Genomic DNA, 21,783 nt, shown 5'->3' with positions numbered 1-21,783 from the left:
CCGGTGTCCCTCGATCGAGGGACACCGGCCCGAGCCGTCTCGTCGTACCTCTGCGCCATCGTTGAACGGGGGGCGCTCCGCGCCGACACCCGACCCCGTTGGCCGCCCAGCCACGCGGGACCGTCGTACCACGCTGGACTGTCGTACCCCTGCGCCATCGTTGATTCGGGGGACGCGATATCCCGACACACCCGACCCCGGGGGCCGGTTCCCGCTCGTGCCCGCCGAACCGCCCTCGCCCCGTTCGCCTCCGGCGACCCCGAGGCCGCTGCGGCGCTTCGGCGTTAGGCTTCCCGCATGAGCGACCGCAACGAGTACGACGGCCCGCCCGTCAACGTGCCGCCGCCGCCAGGCTGGCGGGTCGAGTCCGTGGCGCTGCCGAGCGAGCCCCGGCGGCTGCCGCACCAGGACTACGCCGCCATCGACGCGGCCGAACAGCGCGCCCGGCTCGTGACCCACTGGATCACCCTCGTCACCGTGGTGCTCATGTTCACCGTGCTCATCATCGGCCTCCTCGCCGGCTGACCGCGCAAAGCGGCCCCGGCCGGGCTGATGCCCGACCGGGGCCGACGTTTGAACCCTGCGCCTCGTCCTACCGGGCTCCGCTGCCTATCGAAACTGTGCTGCCTACCGGACTGCGCTTCCTACCGGACCAGGCCGCCCCAGGTCATCTCCGCGCCGGCGTGCCCGGCCTTGAACAGCCACCAGGCCGCCAGCACCAGCAGCGCCAGGGCCACCAGACCGAAGATGAACATGACGACCCTGCGTCCCGTCGCCGCGGGGTCGGAGGCACTCGCCGGAGCCGTCTCGCCGTCCTCGGCGGCCGCGGGAGCCGCGCCGTTGCGGGCGCGGGCCGCGCGGCGGCCCCGGTCGAGGCCGGCGAAGAGGAACCACACCGGGACCAGCGCCACGAGTGTCCACAAGAGCCAGAACGCGTAGTCGTGGTGCTGCGAGACCGCCTCGCTCCAGCCGTCCGGCTGGTTGTAGTCGGCGAGCTGGCGCCCGGTGACGATGCCGCCGAACACCGACGCGGGCGCGATCAGCACCAGGGCCGCCACGGCCCAGCCGATGCGCTGGCGCAGCGGCGGAATGAGGAGGTAGGCGAGGCCGCCGAGCACGAGCAGCCCGACCAGGATGATCGGCGCGTGCACCACCAGCGGATGCAGCGGGAGATCGAGAATTGTCGTCATAGGGTTTATTGAACCCTAAAGTGATCACCAACCGGAAGCCCCAGCAGAACTTTCGAAGAGTTCGACGTAGCCCATCACGGCATCGGCGATGAGCTGCACCGCGATCGCGGCCAGCAGCACGCCCGCGATCCGCGTCAGCACCTCGATGCCGCCGCGCCGCAGGATCTTCACCAGGAAGCCCGAGAACCGCATGACCAGGTAGATCGAGATGTGGATGACCACGATCGCCAGCGCGATCCACAGGTAGTCCGCACGGGACGGCGCCTGCTGCACGAACAGGATCACCGCGACGATCGCGCCCGGGCCGGCCAGCAGCGGTGTACCCAGCGGCACGAGCGCGATATTCGAGGTGGCCGCGTCCGAGGGCTCGTCGGCCTTGCCGGTGAGCAGCTGGAGGCTGACGAGGAGCAGCAGCAGCCCGCCCGCGCCCTGCAACGCCTCGAGGTCGATGTGGAGGTAGCTGATGATCTGCTGGCCGAGCAGCGCGAACAGCGAGATCACGCCCAGGGACAGGAGCGTCGCCTGGAGCGCGGCCCGGTTGCGTTCGCGCCGATCCATGGTCCCGGTCAGGGCCAGGTAGATCGGCACGATCCCCGGCGGGTCCATGATGACGAAGAGCGTCACCATGACCGTCAGCAAATATTCCACGCTGCGAGTATGTCAAGTCCGCCAGGTCACAGACCCGCGTTCGCGCAGGCGTGTTAGGTGTAGCTCACGACGGGCATCAGGGCACCGTCGGGAGGATCGAGTTCGGACACCACCGGTTCGTCTCCGGTCATGTCGATGAGCAGCCAGGTCTCGTCACCGCGGTTGGCCCAGACCACCCAGCGCCCGGCCGGATCGGTCCAGTACTCCGTCGCCTTCTCGTACCGCTCCTGGAACTCCCCCATGTCCACCTCCACGTCGGCGGCGGACATGGTGTCAGGCTGATGCTTCGCGACCACGCCTTCGGCGATGGCGGCCGCGTCCTCGGCGCCCTCCTCGCCGGCTGCAGCGGAGAGCGACTCCTGGATCTCGTCGTCGGCGAGGGGACCGCACTGCTCTCTTTCGTCCGCAGTGCCGGCCGCGTCGAGATCGGAGATGCAGACATTGCTCGGGTCGGTCAGGTCGACCAGGACCGCGGCCTCGAAACCGGCGGCGCTCACCGTCTCCAAGCCGTAGTTGAACTCGCTGTTGAGATAAGGCGTACTGGGTTCCCCGCCGGTCGTCGGATGCAGATCCGCCGTGAACACGGCCGTGCTGTCGTTCCAGTCCTCAAGGGCGATGTCATAGCTGGTCGTGAACTCGACGGCCTCGGTCGCCGCGTGGAGGGAGACGTCGACCAGCGAGTACTCCTCCTCGCTGTAATCCTCGTTCGGCGTGACCAGCGCGTAGCGGTCGCCGGCGCTGTTGACCTTGGTGGTGGTCTCCGGCGAGGGCTTCTCCGCAGAGGTGAGCGAGTCGCCGTCGAGGCCGAGCGTCCACACGTTGGCCTCCGACTCCAGCATGTACTGGGTGGTAAGCCGGTAGACGTACTGGTACGGCTCCTCCGCGTCGAACGGGAGGGAGCCGCCGTCCTCGGTGAGCACGCTGTATCCGCCGTCCGCGTCCTCGACGAAGAATTCCATGCCGAGTTCGTTCTGCACCTCGACAGTGCTGGTGTCGGCGGCGCTCATGTCGCCCTTGCCGTCGTCGTGGAGTCCGATCACCGGGTTCCACACGACAGCGGCGCCGAGCACGAGCAGGCCAGCGCCGCTCGCGGCGGCGGCAGCGCGCCTGCGGCGGCGCAGGCGGCCCGCGCCGGCGATGGCGAGGTCGGCCAGCCCGGGGTCGTCGAAGTCGGGCACGGCGTGGGCCCGTTCGGCCAGCCCGCTGCGCAGGAGGGCCTCGATGTCCTCGCTCATGCCGCTTTCCTCGGTTCCATCGCCAGGCCGAGTGCAGCCGAGGGCGTGCCGAGTCGTTTGCGCATGCCCGCGAGCGCGCGCGAGGCCTGGCTCTTGACGGTGCCGACGGAGATGCCGAGGATGTCGGCGATCTGCTGGTCGGTGCGGTTCTCGTAGTAGCGCAGGACGAGGACCGCGCGCTGGCGCTTGGGGAGGACGGCGATGTGGCGCCACATGGCGTCGCGCACCGCCGAGTGCTCGGTGAAGTCGCGGGAGTGGTCGACCTTGTCCTCGAACACCTCGGTGGGCTTCTCGCGGTTGGACCGCTTGCGCCACCAGGAGGCGTTGGTGTTGTAGAGGATGCGGCGGGCATAGGCGTCGACCGAATCAGTAGTCCTGATCCGGCTCCACGCCAGGTAGGTCTTCGTCAAGGTCGTCTGCACCAGGTCCTCCGCTGTTGCCCAGTTCCCCGTGAGGAGATACGCCGCTCGGTGCAGCGCGGCGGAGCGTGCCGCCACGTACTCGCGGAACTCCTCGTCCTGGGACGATTTGGTCTCGCTCACGAGTCTCCCTGGGGGGGTCGAAGAACAGACGACTTACCCTCGGCGGACGGTTGCCCCGTAGGCCGGAATTCTGCCAAGAGATGGGTGTTCCTGGCAACCGAGGGTCGGATACAAACTGAGTATACGAAGTAGGTGCAAGCCGGTGGGTCCCGGCATCGGATGCGGCGATGTGCGTCATGACCTGGACGAACCACACCCGCCGACAGTGTCGGCGGGTGTGCGGACGGTGAACGGAGCGGGCGGCGCGGTCAGGCCCCTGCGGCCTTCGGCGTCGGCTCCTCTTCGGGGATGAGGTCCTCTTCGGGTTCGGCCTCGCGCTCGTCGACGGCCTCGGGCTCGTACATCTCCTCGCACATCTGGAGGTAGAGCTCGTTGGGGTTCGGCAGGTGCGGCACGTTGCGCAGCGCCTGGTCCTGGCCGGCGGACTCGATGATGAACTCGCCGTAGTTGAGCATGCGGCCCATGGGCGTCTGGGAGTACTTCATGTCGGTGACGCGGCCGAGCGGCATCATGGCGACCGAGCGGGTGATGACCCCTTGGATGAGCATGATCCGCTTGTTGGTGAGGATGAAGCGGTCCATGTACCAGTCGAGGATCTTCCAGCCCACGAAGCCGAGGATGAGCAGCCAGACGAGCACGGTGACCGTGAGCGCGGTGTTGTCGACGCCCGACTTGGTGAGCATGCCCGAGATGAGGCCCATGATGAAGGTCGCGAGCGTGCCCACGACGTACCAGGGCATGAGGTGCACCCAGTGCCGGCGCCATTCGCCGCGGTACTTCTCGGTCGGGAAGAGGTAGCGGGCGGAGATCGGGGAGGGGACGTCGGGCACGGACGGGGCGCGCACGCCGCCGAGGAGGCCGCCGCTCAGTCCGCTGTTGAGTCCGTCGTCGAAGCGGACGCCGTCGATGTCGCTGGCGGCGGTCGCCGGCGCTGATCCGGCGGTTCCCGGAGGGAAGCTGAATTCGCGCGTGGGGGTGGCCGCGCCCGGGGCGGGACTGTCTGCGGGGGCGCGGGGACTGGGGGGTTCCAGCGGCTCGGTGTCCTTGTTGTCCCCCGAGCCGCCTGCACCGGATTCGGTCATAGTGCCGTCGCTATCAGGTCACGAGGTTCGTGAAGAACGCCGCGAAACCGTTTGCGGCATCGAGGATTCCGCTTGCGAGGTTCCCGACCACGTCACTGGCTTCACCTGGCCTGAAGGCCACAAAGAACACCAGGAACGCGACTCCGCCCCAAGTCAGAAACTTCTTCAACTTCCTCACCCCTCCCGTCAAGGGTCCTGGCCGATCGTTCGTCTGGCGCAGGCTGGCACGAGTCTACCGTACGAGCATGACTCGGCTTTCAGTTTTGTCTGGGCCCCAACGGTGTGAACCGAGCGGCCCGATGCCGGGATCAGCGTAACGCGATGGTTCCACTTTCGCCCGACTCCGCCCATCTACCAGCGGATTCAACCTATTCGCTTGTACCACCGGGAGCTTACCCCAAGTAACCTGCCATTGCCTCAATGTAGGCGTATCGGACCCCTCAACCCCATGGAAGCGTCAGGTATCCGACACGAGCCGTTCACGAACGGCCCCAACGAGGAGTGGCGCGGTCACGTGGAGCCCTGGGGCTTCGTCGCCATCGGAGCTCCGAGCACGAAGGTGCTCCATTCCAGAGTGCCACCCGGGTGCGACATTCGGTGACCCCGGAGCGGTCGGATTCCTGACGATCGCCTCTCAGGACGTGGAAAGCACCCGGCCGCGCTATCAGACCCGCATGGCCGGCCTTGCTATCCGGTCGGGCGCTGCCCGGCCCTGCTATCCGGTCGGGCGCTGCCCGGCCCTGCTATCAGTCGGGCGCTGCCCGAACACGTGTTCCCTCACCCAGGCGTGCATGGCGATGCCGCTGGCGACGCCGGCGTTGATGGAGCGGGTCGAGCCGAACTGGGTGATCGAGCAGACCATCGAGCAGACCTCGCGCACCGGCTCGGACAGGCCGGGACCCTCCTGGCCGAAGACGAGGACGGCGCGGCGCGGCAGCGGGGTCGTCTCGATCGGGACGGAGCCGGGCAGGTTGTCGATGCCCACGACCGCCAGGTCCTCGGCGGCGGCCCAGGCGATGAACTCCTCGACGGTGGCGTGGTGCTCGACGTGCTGGTAGCGGTCCGTGACCATCGCACCGCGACGGTTCCAGCGGCGCTTGCCGACGATGTGGACCGTGGCGGCGAGGAACGCGTTGGCGTTGCGCACGACGGTGCCGATGTTGAAGTCGTGCTGCCAGTTCTCGATGGCCACGTGGAAGTCGTGGCGGCGCTCGTCCAGGTCGGCCACGATCGCTTCGCGGGTCCAGTACCGGTACTCGTCGACGACGTTGCGGCGGTCGCCCAGGCGCAGCAGGTCCGGGTCGTACCGCTCGCCGGCGGGGAGCGGGCCCTCCCAGGGGCCCACGCCGACCGCGTCGGGGCTCTGGTCCTCAGCGGCGCTGTCCTGCAGGGGGTCGGGCTCGGCGGGGCCGGTCTGGTCAGTCACGCCGCCTATTGGAGCACAGGCGCCCGCGGCGGGGGCCGAGGCGGGCTCCGGCGGGAGGCATAGCGCCGCCCCGGCGGCTACGGGGGAAACCTACCGGGGCGACGCGTTGCATAGTAGCGGCCGGATACCTGCGATCGGGCACACACCTCACTGAATTCCCTTGCCGCGTAAGGAAATCGGGTTATTGAACGTCCCTTGTCACTCAGGTTTCGATCATGGGCGCATGAAGGCCTTGAGGGCGTCGGGGTTCGCGAGGGCGTCGCGGGCGATCGCCTCCTCGGGTGGCACGCCCTTGAGGATCTTCTTCACCGGGACCTCGACCTTCTTGCCGCTGAGCGTGCGCGGGATCGAGGGCACCTGGCGCACCTCGTCGGGGAGGTGGCGGGGCGAGAGCTGCTCGCGCAGGGCGGCGTTGATGCGCCGCCGCAGCTCGTCGTCGAGCTCGTAGCCCTCGCTGCAGGAGATGTAGAGCAGGAGCCGGTCCTGGCCCGGGTCGTCCAGGTGCACGACCAGGGAGTCGGCCACCCCGTCGATCGCCTCGACGACCGCGTAGAACTCGGCCGTGCCCATGCGCACGCCGCCGCGGTTGAGCGTGGCGTCGCTGCGGCCCGAGATCACCGCCGACCCGCGATCGGTGATGGTGATCCAGTCGCCGTGGCGCCAGATCCCGGGGAAGTCGGTGAGGTAGGTGTCGCGGTAGCGGTGCTTGAGGGGGTCGCCCCACAGCCCCACCGGCATCGATGGCATCGGGGAGGCGATCACGAGCTCGCCTTCGCGTCCGATCCCGGGACGGCCCTCGGGGTCGAAGGACTGCACGTCGGCGCCGAGGCAGCGGCACGAGAGCTCGCCGCGCCAGACCGGGACGGTTGGCGCGCCGCCGATGAACCCCGTGCACAGGTCGGTGCCGCCCGAGAGGGACTGGAGCTGCGCGGTCTCGCTGATGGACTCGTACACGTAGTCGAAGCCCACCGCGGGGAGCGGGGCGCCCGTGGAGCCGATGCCGCGGATCAGCGAGAGGTCGGCCTCGTCCATGGGCTTGATGCCGCGCGAGCGGCAGGCCATGAGGAACGGCGCGCTCGTGCCGAAGTAGGTGGTGCCGGACTGCTCGGCGAGGCGCCACATCCCGGCCGGGTCCGGCGCCCCGTCGAACATGACGATCCCCGCGCCCACGATCGGCGCGGACATCAGGTAGTTCCACATCATCCAGCCGGTGGTGGAGTACCAGAAGAACCGGTCGCCCACGCCCAGGTCGTGGTGCAGCGAGTGCATCTTCGCGTGCTCGATCGCCATGCCGCCGTGGGAGTGCACGATCGCCTTCGGCAGGCCCGTGGTGCCCGAGGAGTACAGGATGTACAGCGGGTGGTCGAAGGTCAGCGGCTCGAACGCGACCCCTTCGTCGTACGCGCAGAAGCGGTCCCAGGTCTCGCCCTCGACCTCCCCCGCGCCGATGTACGGGAGCGTGACGACCGAGCCGAGCCCTTCGAGGCCGCGCACGACGCGGCGCAGGTCGGCGGTGCGGTCGATGGTCTTGGGCCCGTACTTGTAGCCGTCGACGGCGACGAGGACCTTCGGCTCGATCTGCGCGAAGCGGTCGAGCACGGCCTTGGCCCCGAACTCGGGGGCGCAGCTGGAGAAGACCGCGCCGAGGCTCGCCGTGGCGAGCATGAGCGCGTAGGTCTCGGGGATGTTCGGCATCCAGGCGGCGACGCGGTCGCCGCGGTGCACGCCGTGGGCGACGAGCCCGGCGCGGGCGCGGGCCACGGCCTCGCGCAGGTCGCCGAGGGTCCACTCGAGGGGATCGCGGGTGTCGGAGTAGGCGCGCACGAGCACGTCGTCCTCGTCCACGCCGGGCGCGGTGAGCACCGCGCGGGCGTAGTTGAAGGTCTGGTCCGGGAACCACACGGTGTCCGGCATGGTCTCGTCGGCGAGGACCCGGTGCTCGGGGACCTGCTCGCCGAGGCCGAAGTACTCCCAGACCGCGCCCCAGAACGGGCGCAGGTGCTCGACGGAGTACTGCCAGAGGGCCGGATAACCGGTGAGGTCGCGCTCCTCCCGGCGGGACAGCCACTGGCCGAACCGCCCGATGTTCGTCGTCTCCACCGCGTCAGGCCGCGGCAGCCACAGCACCTCGTTGGTCACGTTCGCCTCCCCGATTCCACGTCAGTGTGGTCCACGGCACTATCGTGTCACGAGGAAGCTTCGGCCTGCTTTGCGGGGCCGCCCGTTTCGGCGGTTTCGTCCCCTATTCACAGAATGGGAGCGAGCTCGTCCTCAATGTAGCGCTCGCGGATCACGTAGAGGCCGGCGCAGAAGAGGACCACGGTGAGCGCGGCGACGAAGCCGAACGGGACGGACCACGAACCGGTGAGGCCGTACACCCAGCCCACGGCCAGCGGACCGACCCCGGCGATGAGGTAGCCGCCGGACTGGGCGAACGAGGACAGGGCGCTTGTTCCCGCAGGCGTGCGGGCCCGGAGGCCGAAGAGGGTCAGGATCATCGGGAACACCGAGGTGCCGATGCCGAAGAGCGCCATCCACAACCAGGTGAGCGGCCCGCCGCCGTCGATCCACAGGCCCGCGATCGCGGGCGGGTAGCAGCTCATGAGGATGAAGAAGACCGGGCGCGGGCCCCAGCGGACGGTGAGGATCGGAACGACCACCGAGACGGGGATCTGCACGATCGTGAGCAGGCCCAGCATCGATCCGGCAGCGGCGGCCGACATGCCGTCGGCGACCAGGATCGTGGTCGTCCAGCCCATGAGGATGTACGCGATGGCCGACTGGCAGCCGAAGAGCAGGAGCATCGTCCAGGCCAGGCGCGAGCGGCGGACGCCGTGGAGGCGGCCCATCGGCGCGGTCCCGGGCGCGGCGGGCGCGGGCCGCCACAGCAGCCACGGCACGATCGCGATGAGCGCCGGCAGCGCCCAGACCGCCAGCGCGATCCGCCAGTCGCCGGTGAGGTGGTCGATCGGGGCGGTGGTGGCGGCGGCGACGGCGGTGCCGACCGCGAGCATCGTGGAGTAGGCGGTGGTCATGAGCCCGATGCGGTTCGGGAAGTAGCGCTTGACGATCACGGGCACCGCGACGTTGCCGACGGCGCCGGCGGCGAGCGCGAGGAGGCTGAAGAGGAGGAAGAGCGCGGCGTTCGGGGCCCAGGCGCGGGCGATCATGCCGATGCTCATGCACAGCAGTGCGCCGGTGAGCAGGGCGCGGGGGCCGTAGCGGCGGGCGAGGCGCGGGGCGAGGGCGCCGAGGCCGGCGAAGGCGAGGACCGGGAGGGTGGTGAGGAGTCCGGCCGTGGTCTCGGACATGCCGAGGCCGGTGCGCAGTTCGGCGAGGATCGCGCCGACGCTGGTGACGGCGGTGCGGAAGTTGAACGCGGCGAGGACGACGCCGGCGACCAGGAGCCAGCTCGCCACTGCCACGGCCTGATTCGGCGGGATCGGGGGGTCGCCGATCTCGGCGTGCGGGGTGGGGGCGGGGTGTGCGGCATCGGTCGCGGGCGCGTCGGTCGTCGTCACGCGGACGGCTCCTTCCGGGTGCGGGAGGCTGGCGGTGGTCCGGTGGGGTGGTAACCGCTCTCCGGCCGCCTTGCGCACTCACTGGTGCGCTCTGAGCTGCCGGGATATGATGGAGTCAATTCGTAGGATGAATTGACGGCCTGTCAACGGTATCGCGACGGCTGTCTGCTTTAATCCTTCTAGTGTTGGGAAACACGCACCCTCCCATGGCGGGCCCCCGCCGGCCATGGACGCTCCGGAGAGGTCAGGTCCGTCAGTGGCACTGCAGTCGACACGCAAGTCCGCCCTCGTCGATCAGGTGATCGAGCAGCTGCGCCAGCAGATCAGCGACGGCGAATGGGGCCTCGGCTCGCGCATCCCCACCGAGAGCGAACTCGCAGAACTCCTCGGCGTCGGCCGCAACACCATCCGCGAAGGCGTCCGGGCCCTCGCCCACGCCGGCCTCCTCGAGATCCGCCAAGGCGCCGGCACCTTCGTCGTCGGCCGCAGCGAGGTCACCGCCGCCGTGCGCCGCCGCATCGCCGCCAGCCCCGCCTCCGACGCCATGGAGGTCCGCCGCGGCCTCGAAGTCGAGGCCGCCCGCCTCGCCGCCCACCGCCGCGACGAAGCCGACATCACCCGGCTGCGCATCCTCCTCTCCGAACGCGAAGCCACGCACGAGGTCAACGACACCGAGTCCTTCGTGGCCGCCGACATCGCCCTCCACCAGGCCGTCGCCGAGGCCAGCCACAACAAGCTCCTCGCCGAGCTGTACTCCGAACTCGCCGAATCGCTGCGCGAGACCGTGCGCGCCGGACTCGGCCCCAACCTCGCCGAAGAGCCGCACATAGACCACTCGCGCGCCATCGAGGCCATCATCGCCGGCGACGCCGACCTCGCCGCCGCCGAAACCGCCGCCTACCTGCGGCTGCTCATCGACGATTGACTGACCGCAGCGGCACCGGGGGCCTCACAGACCGAGCATCGGCCACCGGCCGCACCGCCTGCGGGAGATAGAGTCGGAACCGCCGCTCGCCTCTGAGTACGAAGGAGTCCCCATGCGCCTGTCCGCCCGCGTCGACTACGCACTGCGGGCCGCCGTGGCCCTGGCCGGGTACGGCGAGCGGTGGGTCTCCGCCGAGCAGATCGCCGAAGACCAGGGCATCCCCCGCAAGTTCCTCGAGTCGATCCTGCTCCAGCTGCGCCGCGGCGGCATCGCCACCTCCAAGCGCGGATCCGAAGGCGGCCACCAGCTCGCGCGCCCCGGCACCGACATCAGCCTCGCCGACGTCATCCGCGCCGTCGACGGCCCGCTCGTCGGCGTCCGCGGCGAACGCCCCGAGGCGGTCCCCTACAGCGGCACCGCGACCGCCATGACGAACGTGTGGATCGCCCTGCGCGTCTCCGAGCGCAACATCCTCGAATCGGTCACCCTCGCCGCCGTCGCCAACGACGACCTCCCCACCTCCGTCACCAAGCTCCTCGAAGACCCGGACGCCTGGGTCATCCGCGACTGACGCGTCGGCCGCCGCAACGAGCCGGGCTTTGGCAGAATCGGGACGTGAAGTTCCCTGACTTGGGGGCCTGGTGGGACCGCGTCCTCCTCGGGGCTCGGCAGCGGTCCAACCTGGTGGACCACTCGTGGCGCGCCGGCGAGCGGTACGGCGAGGTCCACGGCGGGCAGCTGGCCGCGGCGATCTCCTACTACGCGTTCTTCGCGGCGTTCTCGCTGTCGCTGCTGGCGCTGGCGATCTTCGGGTACCTGCTCAACTCCCCCGAGATCTACCAGTCCGTAGAGGAGTGGCTCTCGACGAACCTGCCGGTGATCGACATCGGGGTCCTGGAGGACTCCCGCCAGTCGGTCACGATCTTCGCCGCCGTCGCGCTCGTCGTCGCCGGGGTCGCCTGGGTGCAGTCGGTGCGGGCCGCGATCCGGCTCATCTGGGGGCTCGACGCGCAGCCGGGGAACCCGTTCCTGCGGTGGGCGATCGACTTCCTCATCCTCATCGGCATCTCGACGCTGCTGCTCATCACGATCGGCGCGACCGCCGGCGCCGAATGGGTGCTCGCCTGGTTCGACCTCGACGAGGCCACCGGGAACCTCGCGCTCGTGGTCCGCGGCGTCTCGGTCCTGGTGGGCCTCATCGCGAACGCCCTGCTGGCGATGGTCCTGCTCCAGGCCCTCCCGCGCGTGGTCATGCCGCTGCGGCGGGTCGTGTGGGCCTCGGTGGCGGTCTCGATCGGCATGGAGCTCCTGAAGACCGTGGGCCGCATCTACGTCCTGCACGTCTCCGACCGCCCGGCCTACCAGGCCGTGACCACCGCCGTCGGCCTCCTCGTCTTCCTCTACCTGTTCAACGTCATGATGCTCCTGGCCGCCTCCTGGACGGCGACCTCCTTGCGCGGCAAGGCCATCGACCTCTACGAGCGCACCGCGATCCCCTACGAGACCGGCCGCCTCCACAAACCGGAGACGAAAGAGTGACGGCCCGGGCGCATCGCGCCCGGGCCGTGATCGCTGCTATGCGGTTATGCGGTGGCGCAGACCTGGCCGTTCATGAGGAACATGCCCGGGTCGTGCGGGTCGCCGGTGCCCTGGTACCCCATCTGCCTGGTCTGGCCCGGCTTCAGGGGGAAGTTCCAGAACGCCGGGTCGGCCGCCATGGCGTCGCCCTCGATGGCGATGGTGCCGCCCCAGTCGTGCTCGACCGCGGTGACGCCGCCGGACTTCCAGGCCAGGTCGAACTCCTCGATCGGGGCGTCCCCGATATTGGTGACCTTGACCTGGACGACGAAGCCGTCGCCCCAGTCGGACACCACGCGGTAGTCGACCTTGCAGGACGCCGCCGCATACGGCGCCGCGGCGCTGTCGCGGACCGGGCCGGACACCACTGCCTCCCACTCGGGCGCGGCCATGTCGTAGCCGAGGAAGAAGCTCGGCCACGGCGGCTGGTTGTACGACACGTTCTGCCACGACACGGCGAGGCGGTACTGCGGGTCGTTCATCAGCGTCGGCAGCGCGTGGTCCGAGGCGATCGTGGTGGTGAACAGGCGCACGCCGTCGTTCGACTCCTTGCGCAGGATCACCTCCTCGCGCCAGTCCCCGAGCACGTCGCCGGTGAGCGCCGCGTTCCCCTTGGTGCCGTTGCTGGTGTGCACGCCCTCGGGGGTGAAGATCTCCTCCTGCGCGCCCGCCTCGTAGTCCCATTCGGCGATGTACGGGTACACCGGGACGTAGTCGGGCTCGTTGAACTCGTGGTCGAAGATCTCGCGGCCGAGGTCGCCGTCCCACCAGACCATCGAGTTCGCCGACGGGATGCTGGTGCCGATCAGCGTGCCGTCGGCCGCGTGGAGCGCGCCTTCGCGCGAGTTCCATGCGCCCGTGGTGCTCACGGCCCAGCACTCCGCGCCCGCGTAGTTCGGGTCGATGTCGCCGCACGTGCCGCGGCCGGTGTCCCGGGTGCCCGGGATCGACCAGAGCACTTCGGCGGTGTCCGCGTCGCGGAACGCGCCGGCCCGGTTGCCCGAGCAGCTCATGCACTCGAAGGGGCTGAAGATCTCCAGGCCCTCGTTGGACGGGTCGAAGTCCGAGACGTGCAGCGCGTCGCCGTGGCCCAGGCCCGTCGAGTACAGCGGCGTCCCGTCGTCGTCGATGGTCATCGCGCCGAACACGATCTCGTCGCGCCCGTCCGCGTCCACATCGGCGACGGACAGCTGGTGGTTGCCCTGGCCCGCGTACTTCCCGCCCCACTTGTCGGAGCTGAAGGTCCACAGCTGCGGCAGGTTGTCGCCGTCCCAGTTCCAGGCGGTGACCTCGCTCTTGGCGTAGATGCCGCGGTTGGTGATCAGGGAAGGGTGCACGCCGTCGAGGTAGGCCACGGCGAGCATGAGCCGGTCGCCGCGGTTGCCGTAGCAGTCGCCCCACGAGCAGATGTCGCCGCGCGCGGGCGCCCAGTCGGCGGTCTCCATCGCCGCGCCGGTCTGGCCGTTGAAGACCGTGAGGAACTCCGGGCCCTTGAGGATGCGGCCGTCGGTGCCGCGGTGGTCCGCGGCGGCGTCGCCGATCACGGTCCCTTCGCCGTCGACGGTGCCGTCGGCGGTCTTGAGGGCCACTTCGGCCTTGCCGTCGGAGTCGAGGTCGTAGGCGACGAGCTGCGTGTAGTGCGCCCCGGCCCGGATGTTCTTGCCGAGGTCGATGCGCCACAGGCGCTCACCGCTGAGCGTGTACGCGTCGACGTAGACGTTCCCGGTGTAGCCGCTGCGGGAGTTGTCCTTCGCGTTCGACGGGTCCCACTTCTGGATGATCTCGTAGACGCCGTCGCCGTTCAGGTCCGCGACCGTGGCGTCGTTCGGCGCGTACGTGTAGGCGACGCCGTCCGGGGTGGTGCCGCCTTCGGGGCGGTCCATGTCGATGTCGATGTACTGGTCGTCCCAGACCTCGAAGGCCTTGGTGTAACCGGTCTCGACGCCTTCGGACACCGTGGCGATCCAGTAGGTCGCGTTCGCGGTGCCGCCCTGGTCGGTGAGGTTGGTCAGCTGCGTCGGCTCCGGCGTGATGAGCCGGCCGTCGCGGTACACGTTGAACGCCAGGCCCTCGGGGTCCAGCGCGAGGCTGCGCCAGCTCAGGAAGTTCCCGCCCTCGACGCCGACGGCGACCGGGGCCCGGTCGAGGCTCTCGATGTGCTCGGCGCACTCGGTGCACGGCTCGTCGGGGCCTTCCCCGCCGCTGCCGGGCACGTCCCCGATGCGGGTGAGCTCCAGGCCGTTGAGGTGGCCGGTCTGGCCGGAGATCGTGAGGTTGAGCTGCCCGTCCTCGACGGTGATGCCCTCGAAGTCCTTGGAGAGGATCGCCCGCGAAGCGGCGTTGGCCGCGCCGTAGTCGACGCCCTCGAACTTCACGTTCGAGCGGGCCGAGCCCACGTAGTCGCCGGTGATGACGCGGGCGGTGTAGAGGCCGTCCGCCACATCGACGGCGAACTCGTACGAGCCGCCGAACCAGGCCACGAAGTCGGAGCCGAGCGGGTCGGTGGCGACGCCGCGGTCGCGGTCGATCGCGCTCGCCATGTCGGTGATGAAGCCGTAGCCCTGCTCAGCGGTGTAGGCGGTGCCGCGGTTGACCTCGGTGTACCCGGACGCGACGGTCTGCGAGGCGGGGCCGAAGTCGTACTTGAACCCGGCGGTGGCGGTCGTGACGGCGAGCGCGGAGGACTTGTCGCCCTCGCCCTTGCCGTTGACGCCCGCGACGGCGAACTCGTAGGCCGTGTCCTCCTTGAGCCCGGAGACGCGGCCGACGCCGACCGTGGCGGTCGCGCCGAGGCGCCAGTCCGCGCCGGGTTCGCGCACGAAGACGCGGTAGATGTCGGCGTCGTCGGCGGTGTCCCAGTTGAGGGTCACGCTCGCGTTCGCGACGGTGGCCGCCTTGAGGCCGGTCGGCGCGGCGGGCGTGCTCGCGGGAGGCGCGACGTCCACGACGTGCTCCGCGAGCGGGAGGTCGAGCGTGGCGGTCTCCTCGGCGACCAGGCGGGCCATCTGGATGGCGCCGTACTCCTGGAAGTGCGTGTCGTCGGCGGTGCCGTTCGGCCGGTTCGGGTAGACCCCGGCCGGGACGTGCAGGAACACCGACTTCGCTTCCTCGGGGCCGATCTCGTTGAGGTAGGCGCGCGAGGAGGCCGAGAGGTCGACCACGGCGACGCCGGTCTCCTCGTGGAGCTCGTGGACCTTGTTCACGTAGTCGCCGAAGGAGACGTTGAACTGGCCGGTCTCGGCGTTGAAGCTGCGGCGCGAGACCGGGGTGACGAGCACCGGGACGGCGCCCTTCTCGATCGCGCCCGCGATGTAGTGGTCGCGCAGGTACATCTTGTAGTCGTCGGGTGAGGTGTACCGCTCAGGGACCGAGGCGGTCGCGTCGTTGTGTCCGAACTGGACGAACAGGTAGTCGCCCGGCTGTATCTCGTCCAGGATCGCGTCGAGGCGGCCCTGCTCGATGAACGAGCGCGAGGAGCGCCCGCCGATCGCGTGGTTGGCGATCTGGACGTTCTCGTCGAAGTAGCGGTCGATCGCCTGGCCCCAGCCGGCCTGCGGCGCCCAGTAGGGGTCGTAGGTCTGGACGGTGGAGTCGGAGGCGAGGTAGACGGTGATGCCGTCGTCCTGGGCCTGGGAGGGCGAACCGGCGGCGACGACGCCCGCGACCGCGGTGGCCGCGGCGGCGACGACCGCGAGGGCGCGCCGCCATCGGGCTGGAGGAGGAGTCATGTTCACTTCCGTCGTGAGGAGGAGGGGGCTCACCGGGCATACGGAGATGAATCGTTTCAATTCCGAGGACGGTTGCCTGGCAAGCGATTTCTAGAAGGGGACGGTACCGAGTGGCCGCCGAAAAGTCAATACATGTCGATGTCTCAGAGAAGGTGGGGGGCGGGTGCGCGCGACGCCCTCGGCGGCGGTCGCCGCGCGCACCCGTGGAGCGGTTACCGCACGTGGCCCGCGATCGGCAGCGGGAGCGCCTTGGCGCCCTCGGCGACCAGGCGCGCCATCTGGTTCGCGCCGTTGTCCTGGAAGTGCGTCGAGTCGGCCAGGCCGTTCGGGTAGTTCGGGTACTGGCCGGACCGCAGGTGCATGAAGACCTCCCAGCGGGCCCGGTCGTAGCCGATCGAGTTGAGGTAGGTGCGCGAGCGCGCCCCCAGGTCGATCCGGGCGACGCCGGTCTCGTTCACCAGCTCGTGGACCTTGGCGGCGTAGGTCGCGAACGACTCGTTGAACCGGCCGGTGGACGAGTTGTAGTCGAGGCGGTTGACCGGCGTGAGCAGCACCGGGGTCGCGCCCCTGGCGGTCGCTCCGGCCATGTAGTGGTCGCGGAGGTACATCTTGTAATCGGCGGGCGAGGTGTACCGCTCGGGATTGCCGGTGCTCGCGTCGTTGTGTCCGAACTGGACGAACAGGTAGTCGCCGGGCTTGATCGCGTTGAGGATCGTCGTCAGGCGGCCCTGCTCGATGAACGAGCGTGAGGAGCGCCCGCCGATGGCGTGGTTGGCGATGGTCGTGTTCGCGTCGAAGTACGCGCCGAGCTTCTGGCCCCAGCCGCTCATCGGGTACGACGAGGAGTTGTAGGTCTGGGCGGTGGAGTCGGAGGCGATGAAGATCGTGGGGTTGCCTTCCGGTGCGGTGCCGACTGGGAGGGCCCTGAACTGCTGGTTCGTGCCGCCGTTGGAGTCGTACTGGGCGATGCGCGCGCCCGCGGCGGTGGACCGCTCGTAGACGTCGAGGGCCTTGCCCGAGTGGCGGTTGACGAACCGCAGGTAGGTGCCGTCGTCGAGGATCTGCCACTGCTGGTTGGCGCCGCCGTTGTCGGTCCACTGGACGATGTCGGCGCCGTTGGCGGTGGACTTGGCGTAGACGTCGAGGACCTTGCTGGAATGGCGGGCCTGGATCTTGTAGTAGCCGCCGCCGGCGTCGACGAAGCGGAACTGCTGCTGGGCGGCGTCGGTGCGGGCCTGCTGGAAGAGCCTGGCCCCGTCGGCGGTCGAGGCGCCGAGGTCCAGCACGTGGCCGGAGAGGCGGGACTGCAGGACGTACCAGGTGCCGGGGGTGAACGCCGCGTTCGCGGCGCCCGCGCCGAGGAACCCGCCGGCGGCGGTACCGGCGCCGATCCCCGCGAGGAGGCCGAGGTTGCGCCGGGAGAGCTTGGCGCCGAACGGGTTCGGGTGTGCGTCTTTCATGTGCGCTCCAGTGCTGGGAGGTCAGGCCCGCGCCGCTGCGAAGCGGCGGCGGCGCGGACCTGGTGAGGAGGGGGATCGGTCGGTGCAGTGCTCGGGCCGATCGCGAAACGTTCCTTCCTGAAACGATTCAAATCGGCGCCGGTTCGGTCGAATGCGTTCCTCGGACATGCCGGGAGGTCCGAAGCATCTATGTAATGACAATCATCGATGTTCCTGGCGGGAATCGTAACGTGAGGAAAGCGTTCGCGGACAGACGTGTTCGGCGAGCGGTCGGAGTTGGCGGACGAGCGGTCGTGCCGGCAGGACGAACGGTCAGGCGGGCAGCAGCGGCGCGAGCCTCGCCGCGGCGGCGTCGAGGTCCATGCCCTGGGCCGCGACCCACTCGTCGTCGAAGTAGGTGCTGCCGTAGCGAAGCCCCGAGTCGCACAGCAGCGTCACGATGCTGCCGCCGCGGCCCGACTCGCGCATCTCCGCGATGATCGCGAGCGCCGCCACGAGATTGGTGCCCGTGGAGCCGCCGAGGCGCCGCCCCAGCCGCTCGGAGGCCCAGCGCACGCAGGCGATCGACTCGGCGTCGTCCACTTTCACCATGCGGTCGACCAGATCGGGGACGAACGAGGGCTCCACCGCGGGCCGCCCGATCCCCTCGATCCGCGAGCCGCGCTCGGCGGACGCCGCCGGGTCGCCCTCCCGCCACCCGTCGAAGAACGCCGAGAACTCGGGGTCGACCACGCACAGGTTCGTGGCGTGCTTGCGGAACCGCACGTAACGCCCGATGGTCGCCGAGGTCCCGCCCGTGCCCGCGCCGACCACGATCCAGGCCGGCACCGGGTGCCGCTCGAGGCGCATCTGCTCGAAGATGCTCTCGGCGATGTTGTTGTTGCCGCGCCAGTCCGTGGCCCGCTCGGCGTACGTGAACTGGTCCATGAAGTGGCCGCCCGTGGCGGCGGCGAGCCGCTCGGCCTCGGCGCACACCTCGCCGGCCTCCTGCACCAGGTGCGCCCGGCCGCCGTAGGACTCGATGAGCGCGATCTTCGAGGCGCTCGTCGACTGCGGCATCACGGCCGTGAACGGCAGCCCGAGCATCCGCGCGAAGTACGCCTCGCTGACGGCGGTCGAGCCGCTCGAGGCCTCGATGACGGGCGTGCCCTCGCCGATCCAGCCGTTGCAGATCGCGTACAGGAACAGCGAGCGCGCGAGCCGGTGCTTGAGCGAGCCGGTCGGGTGCGTCGACTCGTCCTTGAGGTAGAGGTCCACGCCCCAGTCGCCCGGCAGCGGGAACGGCAGCAGGTGGGTGTCGGCCGAGCGGTTCGCGTCGGCCTCCACTGTGGTGATGGCCCAGTCGGTCCAGGACCGCGGCCGGGACCGGTCGACGACGCGCATTCAGTCCGCCTGCTCGAACGGGACGGGCTGCGGCCGGTCCTCCCACTTGGTCGAGAGCGTGATGGTGGTGCGCGTCTGCGCCACACCGGGAATCGCGCCCACGCGATGGATGAGCTGTTCGAGGTCGCCCATCTTGGGCACCCGCACCTTGAGTTGATAGCACTCGACGCCGGCGAGGAAATAACACGATTCGATCTGCGGAATGGCGCGCAGCCGTTCGCAGATGTCGCGGTGGTCGGCCGTGTTGTCGGGGATGATGCCGATGAGCGCGGTGATCCCGAGCCCGATGGCCTCGGAGTCGATCACGGCCTTGTAGCCGGTGATGACGCCGTTCTTCTCGAGTTTGGTCACGCGGTCCTGCACGGAGGGCGCGGTGAGACCGACCCGCCGCGCCAGTTCGGCGTAGGAGGTACGCCCGTCGGTGCGCAAGAGGTTCACGATGGTCTGGTCGATCTCGTCCACTTGTCGAGGATAACCAGAGTTGCCACTTGCGCCCTCTGCCTACCTCATACCCGCGAACTCCTAGCGCGTCAGAATCAGCTCAGAGCGCGGTTGACATACGCGTGGTACTTTCAGGCAATACCTACCAGCCGAAAGTATGTCCAAGAACTCATGGCAGGTTTGACTGAATAGTGGTGTAATGGGTTTAACGCACGAAGTGAGTCTTCATCACGGGGAGGAAGAAATCATGGAGACCGAGGACCGCCTACTCACACCTGGCGAAGTGGCCACGCTGTTCCGAGTCGATCCCAAGACCGTGACGCGCTGGGCCGCCGCAGGCCGGATCGGGAGCATACGCACACCGGGCGGGCACCGTCGGTTCCGCGAATCGGAAGTGCGGGCACTGCTCGAAGGCGATGCCGGAGCCCAGACCACATTTGAGGCCGGGAACGCCCAGTAGCAGCAGGCCCGACCGCAACCCGCGGACGCCTCAGCGGCCGCGAATCCGTGAACTGAACGACCGTCCGGCACAAGCCGGTCCCGCGCAGCGCCCCACGTCCGCACACGGCCGAGGAAGGACGCGCCCGGTACCGGCTTTTCGCATGTTCGGGCCCGAAGCGCTGCGGATCGTCGAAACCCGTGCCGCCGTTTGCCGGAGCAAGCGGCGGCGCGGGTTTTTCGCTGCCCAGGGGACGTTCAAATCCAAAGTGGAGTCTTTTTGTTCCATTGAGGGCATTTGTTCACTTTTTGAAGTCGGAACAATACCCTGAGTCGCCATACATGCCGCCAATGGGAAAATTCCGGATTCTCCGGGATCGAGCCCCTTGACATCACACTGAGACATAGGCAAACTTCGATGTGAAGGTTTGGGAGCGCTTCCGTGTCACCCGGTACTGCGGAGCCGCCCCGAAGACGTCAAGCCCGACTATCAATCGAGGGAAGGCACATGACACTCAGTCGAAGGAAGCAGCGCCTCGGCGCGCTGGCCGCGGCGGCGCTCGCCGCCGCCACCGTGAGCACCGTGGCGCTGACCAGCGCCGGCGCGCAGGAGCAGGACGCCGGCATCGCCCAGGCGAAGGTCGACAACCCGTACGAGGGCGCCCAGGTCTACGTCAACCCGCAGTGGGCCGCGAACGCCGCGGCCGAACCGGGCGGCGACGCGATCGCCGACGAGCCCACGGGGGTCTGGCTCGACCGGATCAGCGCCATCGAAGGCAACGACTCCCCCACCACCGGCACGATGGGCCTCAAGGACCACCTCGACGAGGCCGTGTCGCAGGGCGCGGACGTCATCCAGGTCGTCATCTACAACCTGCCCGGCCGCGACTGCGCCGCGCTCGCCTCCAACGGCGAGCTGAAGGCCGACGAGATCGACCGGTACAAGAACGAGTACATCGACCCGATCGTCGCGATCCAGAGCGACCCGGCCTACGCCGGCCTGCGGATCGTCAACGTGATCGAGATCGACTCGCTGCCGAACCTGGTCACGAACGTCTCGCCGCGCGAGACCGCGACCGCGAACTGCGACACGATGAAGGCCAACGGCAACTACGTCGACGGCGTCTCGTACGCGGCGGCCGAGCTCGGCGCGCTGCCGAACACGTACAACTACCTGGACGCGGGCCACCACGGGTGGATCGGCTGGGCCGACACGAACCCGCTGTACGACAACTTCAACGCGTCCGCGGCCCTGTTCGGCTCGCTCATCGGCGAGAACGGGATGACCGCCGACCACGTGCACGGCTTCATCACGAACACCGCGAACTACTCGGCGCTCGAGGAGCCGCACTGGGAGGTCGACCAGGTCGTGGGCGGCCAGGCGCTGAACCAGAACCCGAACGTGAAGTGGGTGGACTGGAACGACTTCAACGGCGAGATCGACTTCTCGACCGCGTTCCGCGACGAGCTGGTCGCCAATGGATACAACTCGGACATCGGGATGCTCATCGACACCAGCCGCAACGGCTGGGGCGGCCCTGACCGGCCTGCCGGCCCGTCCGCTTCGACCGACCCGGCGACGTTCGTGGACGAGTCGCGCATCGACCGGCGGTTCCAGAAGGGCAACTGGTGCAACCAGGCCGGTGCGGGCCTCGGCGAGCGGCCGCAGGTCGCGCCCGAGCCGGGCATCGACGCCTACGTGTGGATCAAGCCCCCCGGGGAGTCGGACGGCGCTTCGGAGCCGATCGACAACGACGAGGGCAAGGGCTTCGACGAGATGTGCGACCCGGCGTACGAGGGCAACATCCGCAACGGGTTCAACATGAGCGGGGCGCGCGGCGAGATGCCGCTCTCCGGCCACTGGTCGAGTGAGCAGTTCGCGGAGCTCCTCGCGAACGCCTACCCGCCGGTGAACTGATTCGGCAGGTGATGGCGAACCGGCACTTCGCCCGTTTGCAGACGGCGGGGCCGCGCGATGCGCGGCCCCGCCGCCGTATGTGAAACGGGTCGAGCCAGGCGAGTGCCCGCAAATCGGACACGCGCAGCGCCCCCCGAATCAAGCGTGCCGTCCAGGTGCGACACCCGTTGCGCTTCGAAGTTTTTCTAAAGGTTCCGTTCGGTTCTCGCGGGAGCGTTTTCACTGAGTCAAGCGTTTGCCGTCCTGGCGAACGCCTTCGAAAGCGTTG

At 69.2% G+C, this 21,783-nt stretch carries 19 protein-coding genes; 6 read left to right on the top strand and 13 right to left on the bottom strand.

Going from position 1 to position 21,783, the window contains the following annotated elements:
- Positions 1–297 precede the first annotated feature (297 nt).
- On the top strand, positions 298–525 hold the full coding sequence (locus AB0I03_RS22505; protein ID WP_360415904.1) for a hypothetical protein: 228 nt from the start codon (positions 298–300) through the stop codon (positions 523–525).
- A 119-nt stretch (positions 526–644) separates the two neighbouring features.
- On the opposite strand, the gene AB0I03_RS22500 is transcribed toward AB0I03_RS22505, so the two are convergent.
- The 9 genes from AB0I03_RS22500 to AB0I03_RS22460 form a co-directional block, all read right to left on the bottom strand.
- On the bottom strand, positions 645–1,190 hold the full coding sequence (locus AB0I03_RS22500) for a hypothetical protein (RefSeq protein ID WP_360415902.1): 546 nt from the start codon (positions 1,188–1,190) through the stop codon (positions 645–647).
- Positions 1,191–1,214: 24 nt separating this feature from the next.
- Positions 1,215–1,838 carry a MarC family protein gene (locus AB0I03_RS22495; RefSeq protein ID WP_360415900.1) on the bottom strand — a complete coding sequence of 208 codons (624 nt, stop codon included), beginning with the start codon at positions 1,836–1,838 and terminating at the stop codon, positions 1,215–1,217.
- A 53-nt stretch (positions 1,839–1,891) separates the two neighbouring features.
- Positions 1,892–3,073: a hypothetical protein gene (locus AB0I03_RS22490; protein ID WP_360415898.1), complete on the bottom strand. Its 1,182-nt coding sequence runs from the start codon at positions 3,071–3,073 to the stop codon at positions 1,892–1,894.
- On the bottom strand, positions 3,070–3,615 hold the full coding sequence (locus AB0I03_RS22485) for a SigE family RNA polymerase sigma factor (protein ID WP_270115268.1): 546 nt from the start codon (positions 3,613–3,615) through the stop codon (positions 3,070–3,072). The genes AB0I03_RS22490 and AB0I03_RS22485 overlap by 4 nt, the downstream gene beginning before the upstream one ends.
- Before the next feature lie 248 nt (positions 3,616–3,863).
- Positions 3,864–4,697 (bottom strand): PH domain-containing protein, encoded by an 834-nt coding sequence (locus tag AB0I03_RS22480; RefSeq protein ID WP_360415896.1) that lies wholly within the window; start codon positions 4,695–4,697, stop codon positions 3,864–3,866.
- 13 nt (positions 4,698–4,710) lie between these two features.
- Entirely contained in the window at positions 4,711–4,866 is a 156-nt protein-coding gene (locus AB0I03_RS22475; RefSeq protein WP_360415894.1) for a hypothetical protein, read from the bottom strand.
- A gap of 546 nt (positions 4,867–5,412) precedes the next feature.
- Complete coding sequence (locus AB0I03_RS22470; protein ID WP_360415908.1) at positions 5,413–6,087, bottom strand: RNA methyltransferase; 675 nt, start codon at positions 6,085–6,087, stop codon at positions 5,413–5,415.
- 249 nt (positions 6,088–6,336) lie between these two features.
- A complete protein-coding gene (locus tag AB0I03_RS22465) occupies positions 6,337–8,262 on the bottom strand; it encodes an acetoacetate--CoA ligase (RefSeq protein ID WP_360415892.1) in 1,926 nt (641 codons plus the stop codon).
- A gap of 107 nt (positions 8,263–8,369) precedes the next feature.
- On the bottom strand, positions 8,370–9,644 hold the full coding sequence (locus tag AB0I03_RS22460) for an MFS transporter (RefSeq protein ID WP_360415890.1): 1,275 nt from the start codon (positions 9,642–9,644) through the stop codon (positions 8,370–8,372).
- Between the two features lie 256 nt (positions 9,645–9,900).
- On the opposite strand from AB0I03_RS22460, the gene AB0I03_RS22455 reads away from it, so the two are divergent.
- The 3 genes from AB0I03_RS22455 (at position 9,901) to AB0I03_RS22445 (ending at position 12,108) form a co-directional block, all read left to right on the top strand.
- Positions 9,901–10,569: a FadR/GntR family transcriptional regulator gene (locus AB0I03_RS22455; protein ID WP_289957309.1), complete on the top strand. Its 669-nt coding sequence runs from the start codon at positions 9,901–9,903 to the stop codon at positions 10,567–10,569.
- Positions 10,570–10,681: 112 nt separating this feature from the next.
- Positions 10,682–11,140: an Rrf2 family transcriptional regulator gene (locus AB0I03_RS22450; RefSeq protein WP_360415888.1), complete on the top strand. Its 459-nt coding sequence runs from the start codon at positions 10,682–10,684 to the stop codon at positions 11,138–11,140.
- 44 nt (positions 11,141–11,184) lie between these two features.
- Positions 11,185–12,108: a YihY/virulence factor BrkB family protein gene (locus AB0I03_RS22445; protein WP_360415886.1), complete on the top strand. Its 924-nt coding sequence runs from the start codon at positions 11,185–11,187 to the stop codon at positions 12,106–12,108.
- Between the two features lie 44 nt (positions 12,109–12,152).
- On the opposite strand, the gene AB0I03_RS22440 is transcribed toward AB0I03_RS22445, so the two are convergent.
- From AB0I03_RS22440 to AB0I03_RS22425, 4 genes are all read right to left on the bottom strand, one after another.
- Positions 12,153–15,875, bottom strand: a complete 3,723-nt coding sequence (locus AB0I03_RS22440) for a cellulose binding domain-containing protein (RefSeq protein WP_360415885.1) — start codon at positions 15,873–15,875, stop codon at positions 12,153–12,155.
- A gap of 212 nt (positions 15,876–16,087) precedes the next feature.
- Positions 16,088–17,335: an RICIN domain-containing protein gene (locus AB0I03_RS22435; protein WP_360415884.1), complete on the bottom strand. Its 1,248-nt coding sequence runs from the start codon at positions 17,333–17,335 to the stop codon at positions 16,088–16,090.
- Between the two features lie 312 nt (positions 17,336–17,647).
- On the bottom strand, positions 17,648–18,718 hold the full coding sequence (locus AB0I03_RS22430; protein WP_360415882.1) for a PLP-dependent cysteine synthase family protein: 1,071 nt from the start codon (positions 18,716–18,718) through the stop codon (positions 17,648–17,650).
- Complete coding sequence (locus AB0I03_RS22425) at positions 18,719–19,180, bottom strand: Lrp/AsnC family transcriptional regulator (RefSeq protein ID WP_360415880.1); 462 nt, start codon at positions 19,178–19,180, stop codon at positions 18,719–18,721. It abuts the gene before it with no gap.
- 226 nt (positions 19,181–19,406) lie between these two features.
- On the opposite strand from AB0I03_RS22425, the gene AB0I03_RS22420 reads away from it, so the two are divergent.
- Positions 19,407–19,619, top strand: a complete 213-nt coding sequence (locus AB0I03_RS22420) for a BldC family transcriptional regulator (RefSeq protein WP_360415878.1) — start codon at positions 19,407–19,409, stop codon at positions 19,617–19,619.
- 486 nt (positions 19,620–20,105) lie between these two features.
- A complete protein-coding gene (locus tag AB0I03_RS22415) occupies positions 20,106–21,515 on the top strand; it encodes a glycoside hydrolase family 6 protein (protein WP_360415876.1) in 1,410 nt (469 codons plus the stop codon).
- Positions 21,516–21,783: the final 268 nt, after the last annotated feature.

It is taken from the genome of Glycomyces sp. NPDC021274 (assembly GCF_040641195.1).
Lineage (GTDB): Bacteria > Actinomycetota > Actinomycetes > Mycobacteriales > Micromonosporaceae > Glycomyces.
Note: the sequence above shows the minus strand (reverse complement) of the source record. Positions and strands in the feature narration are given on the sequence as shown.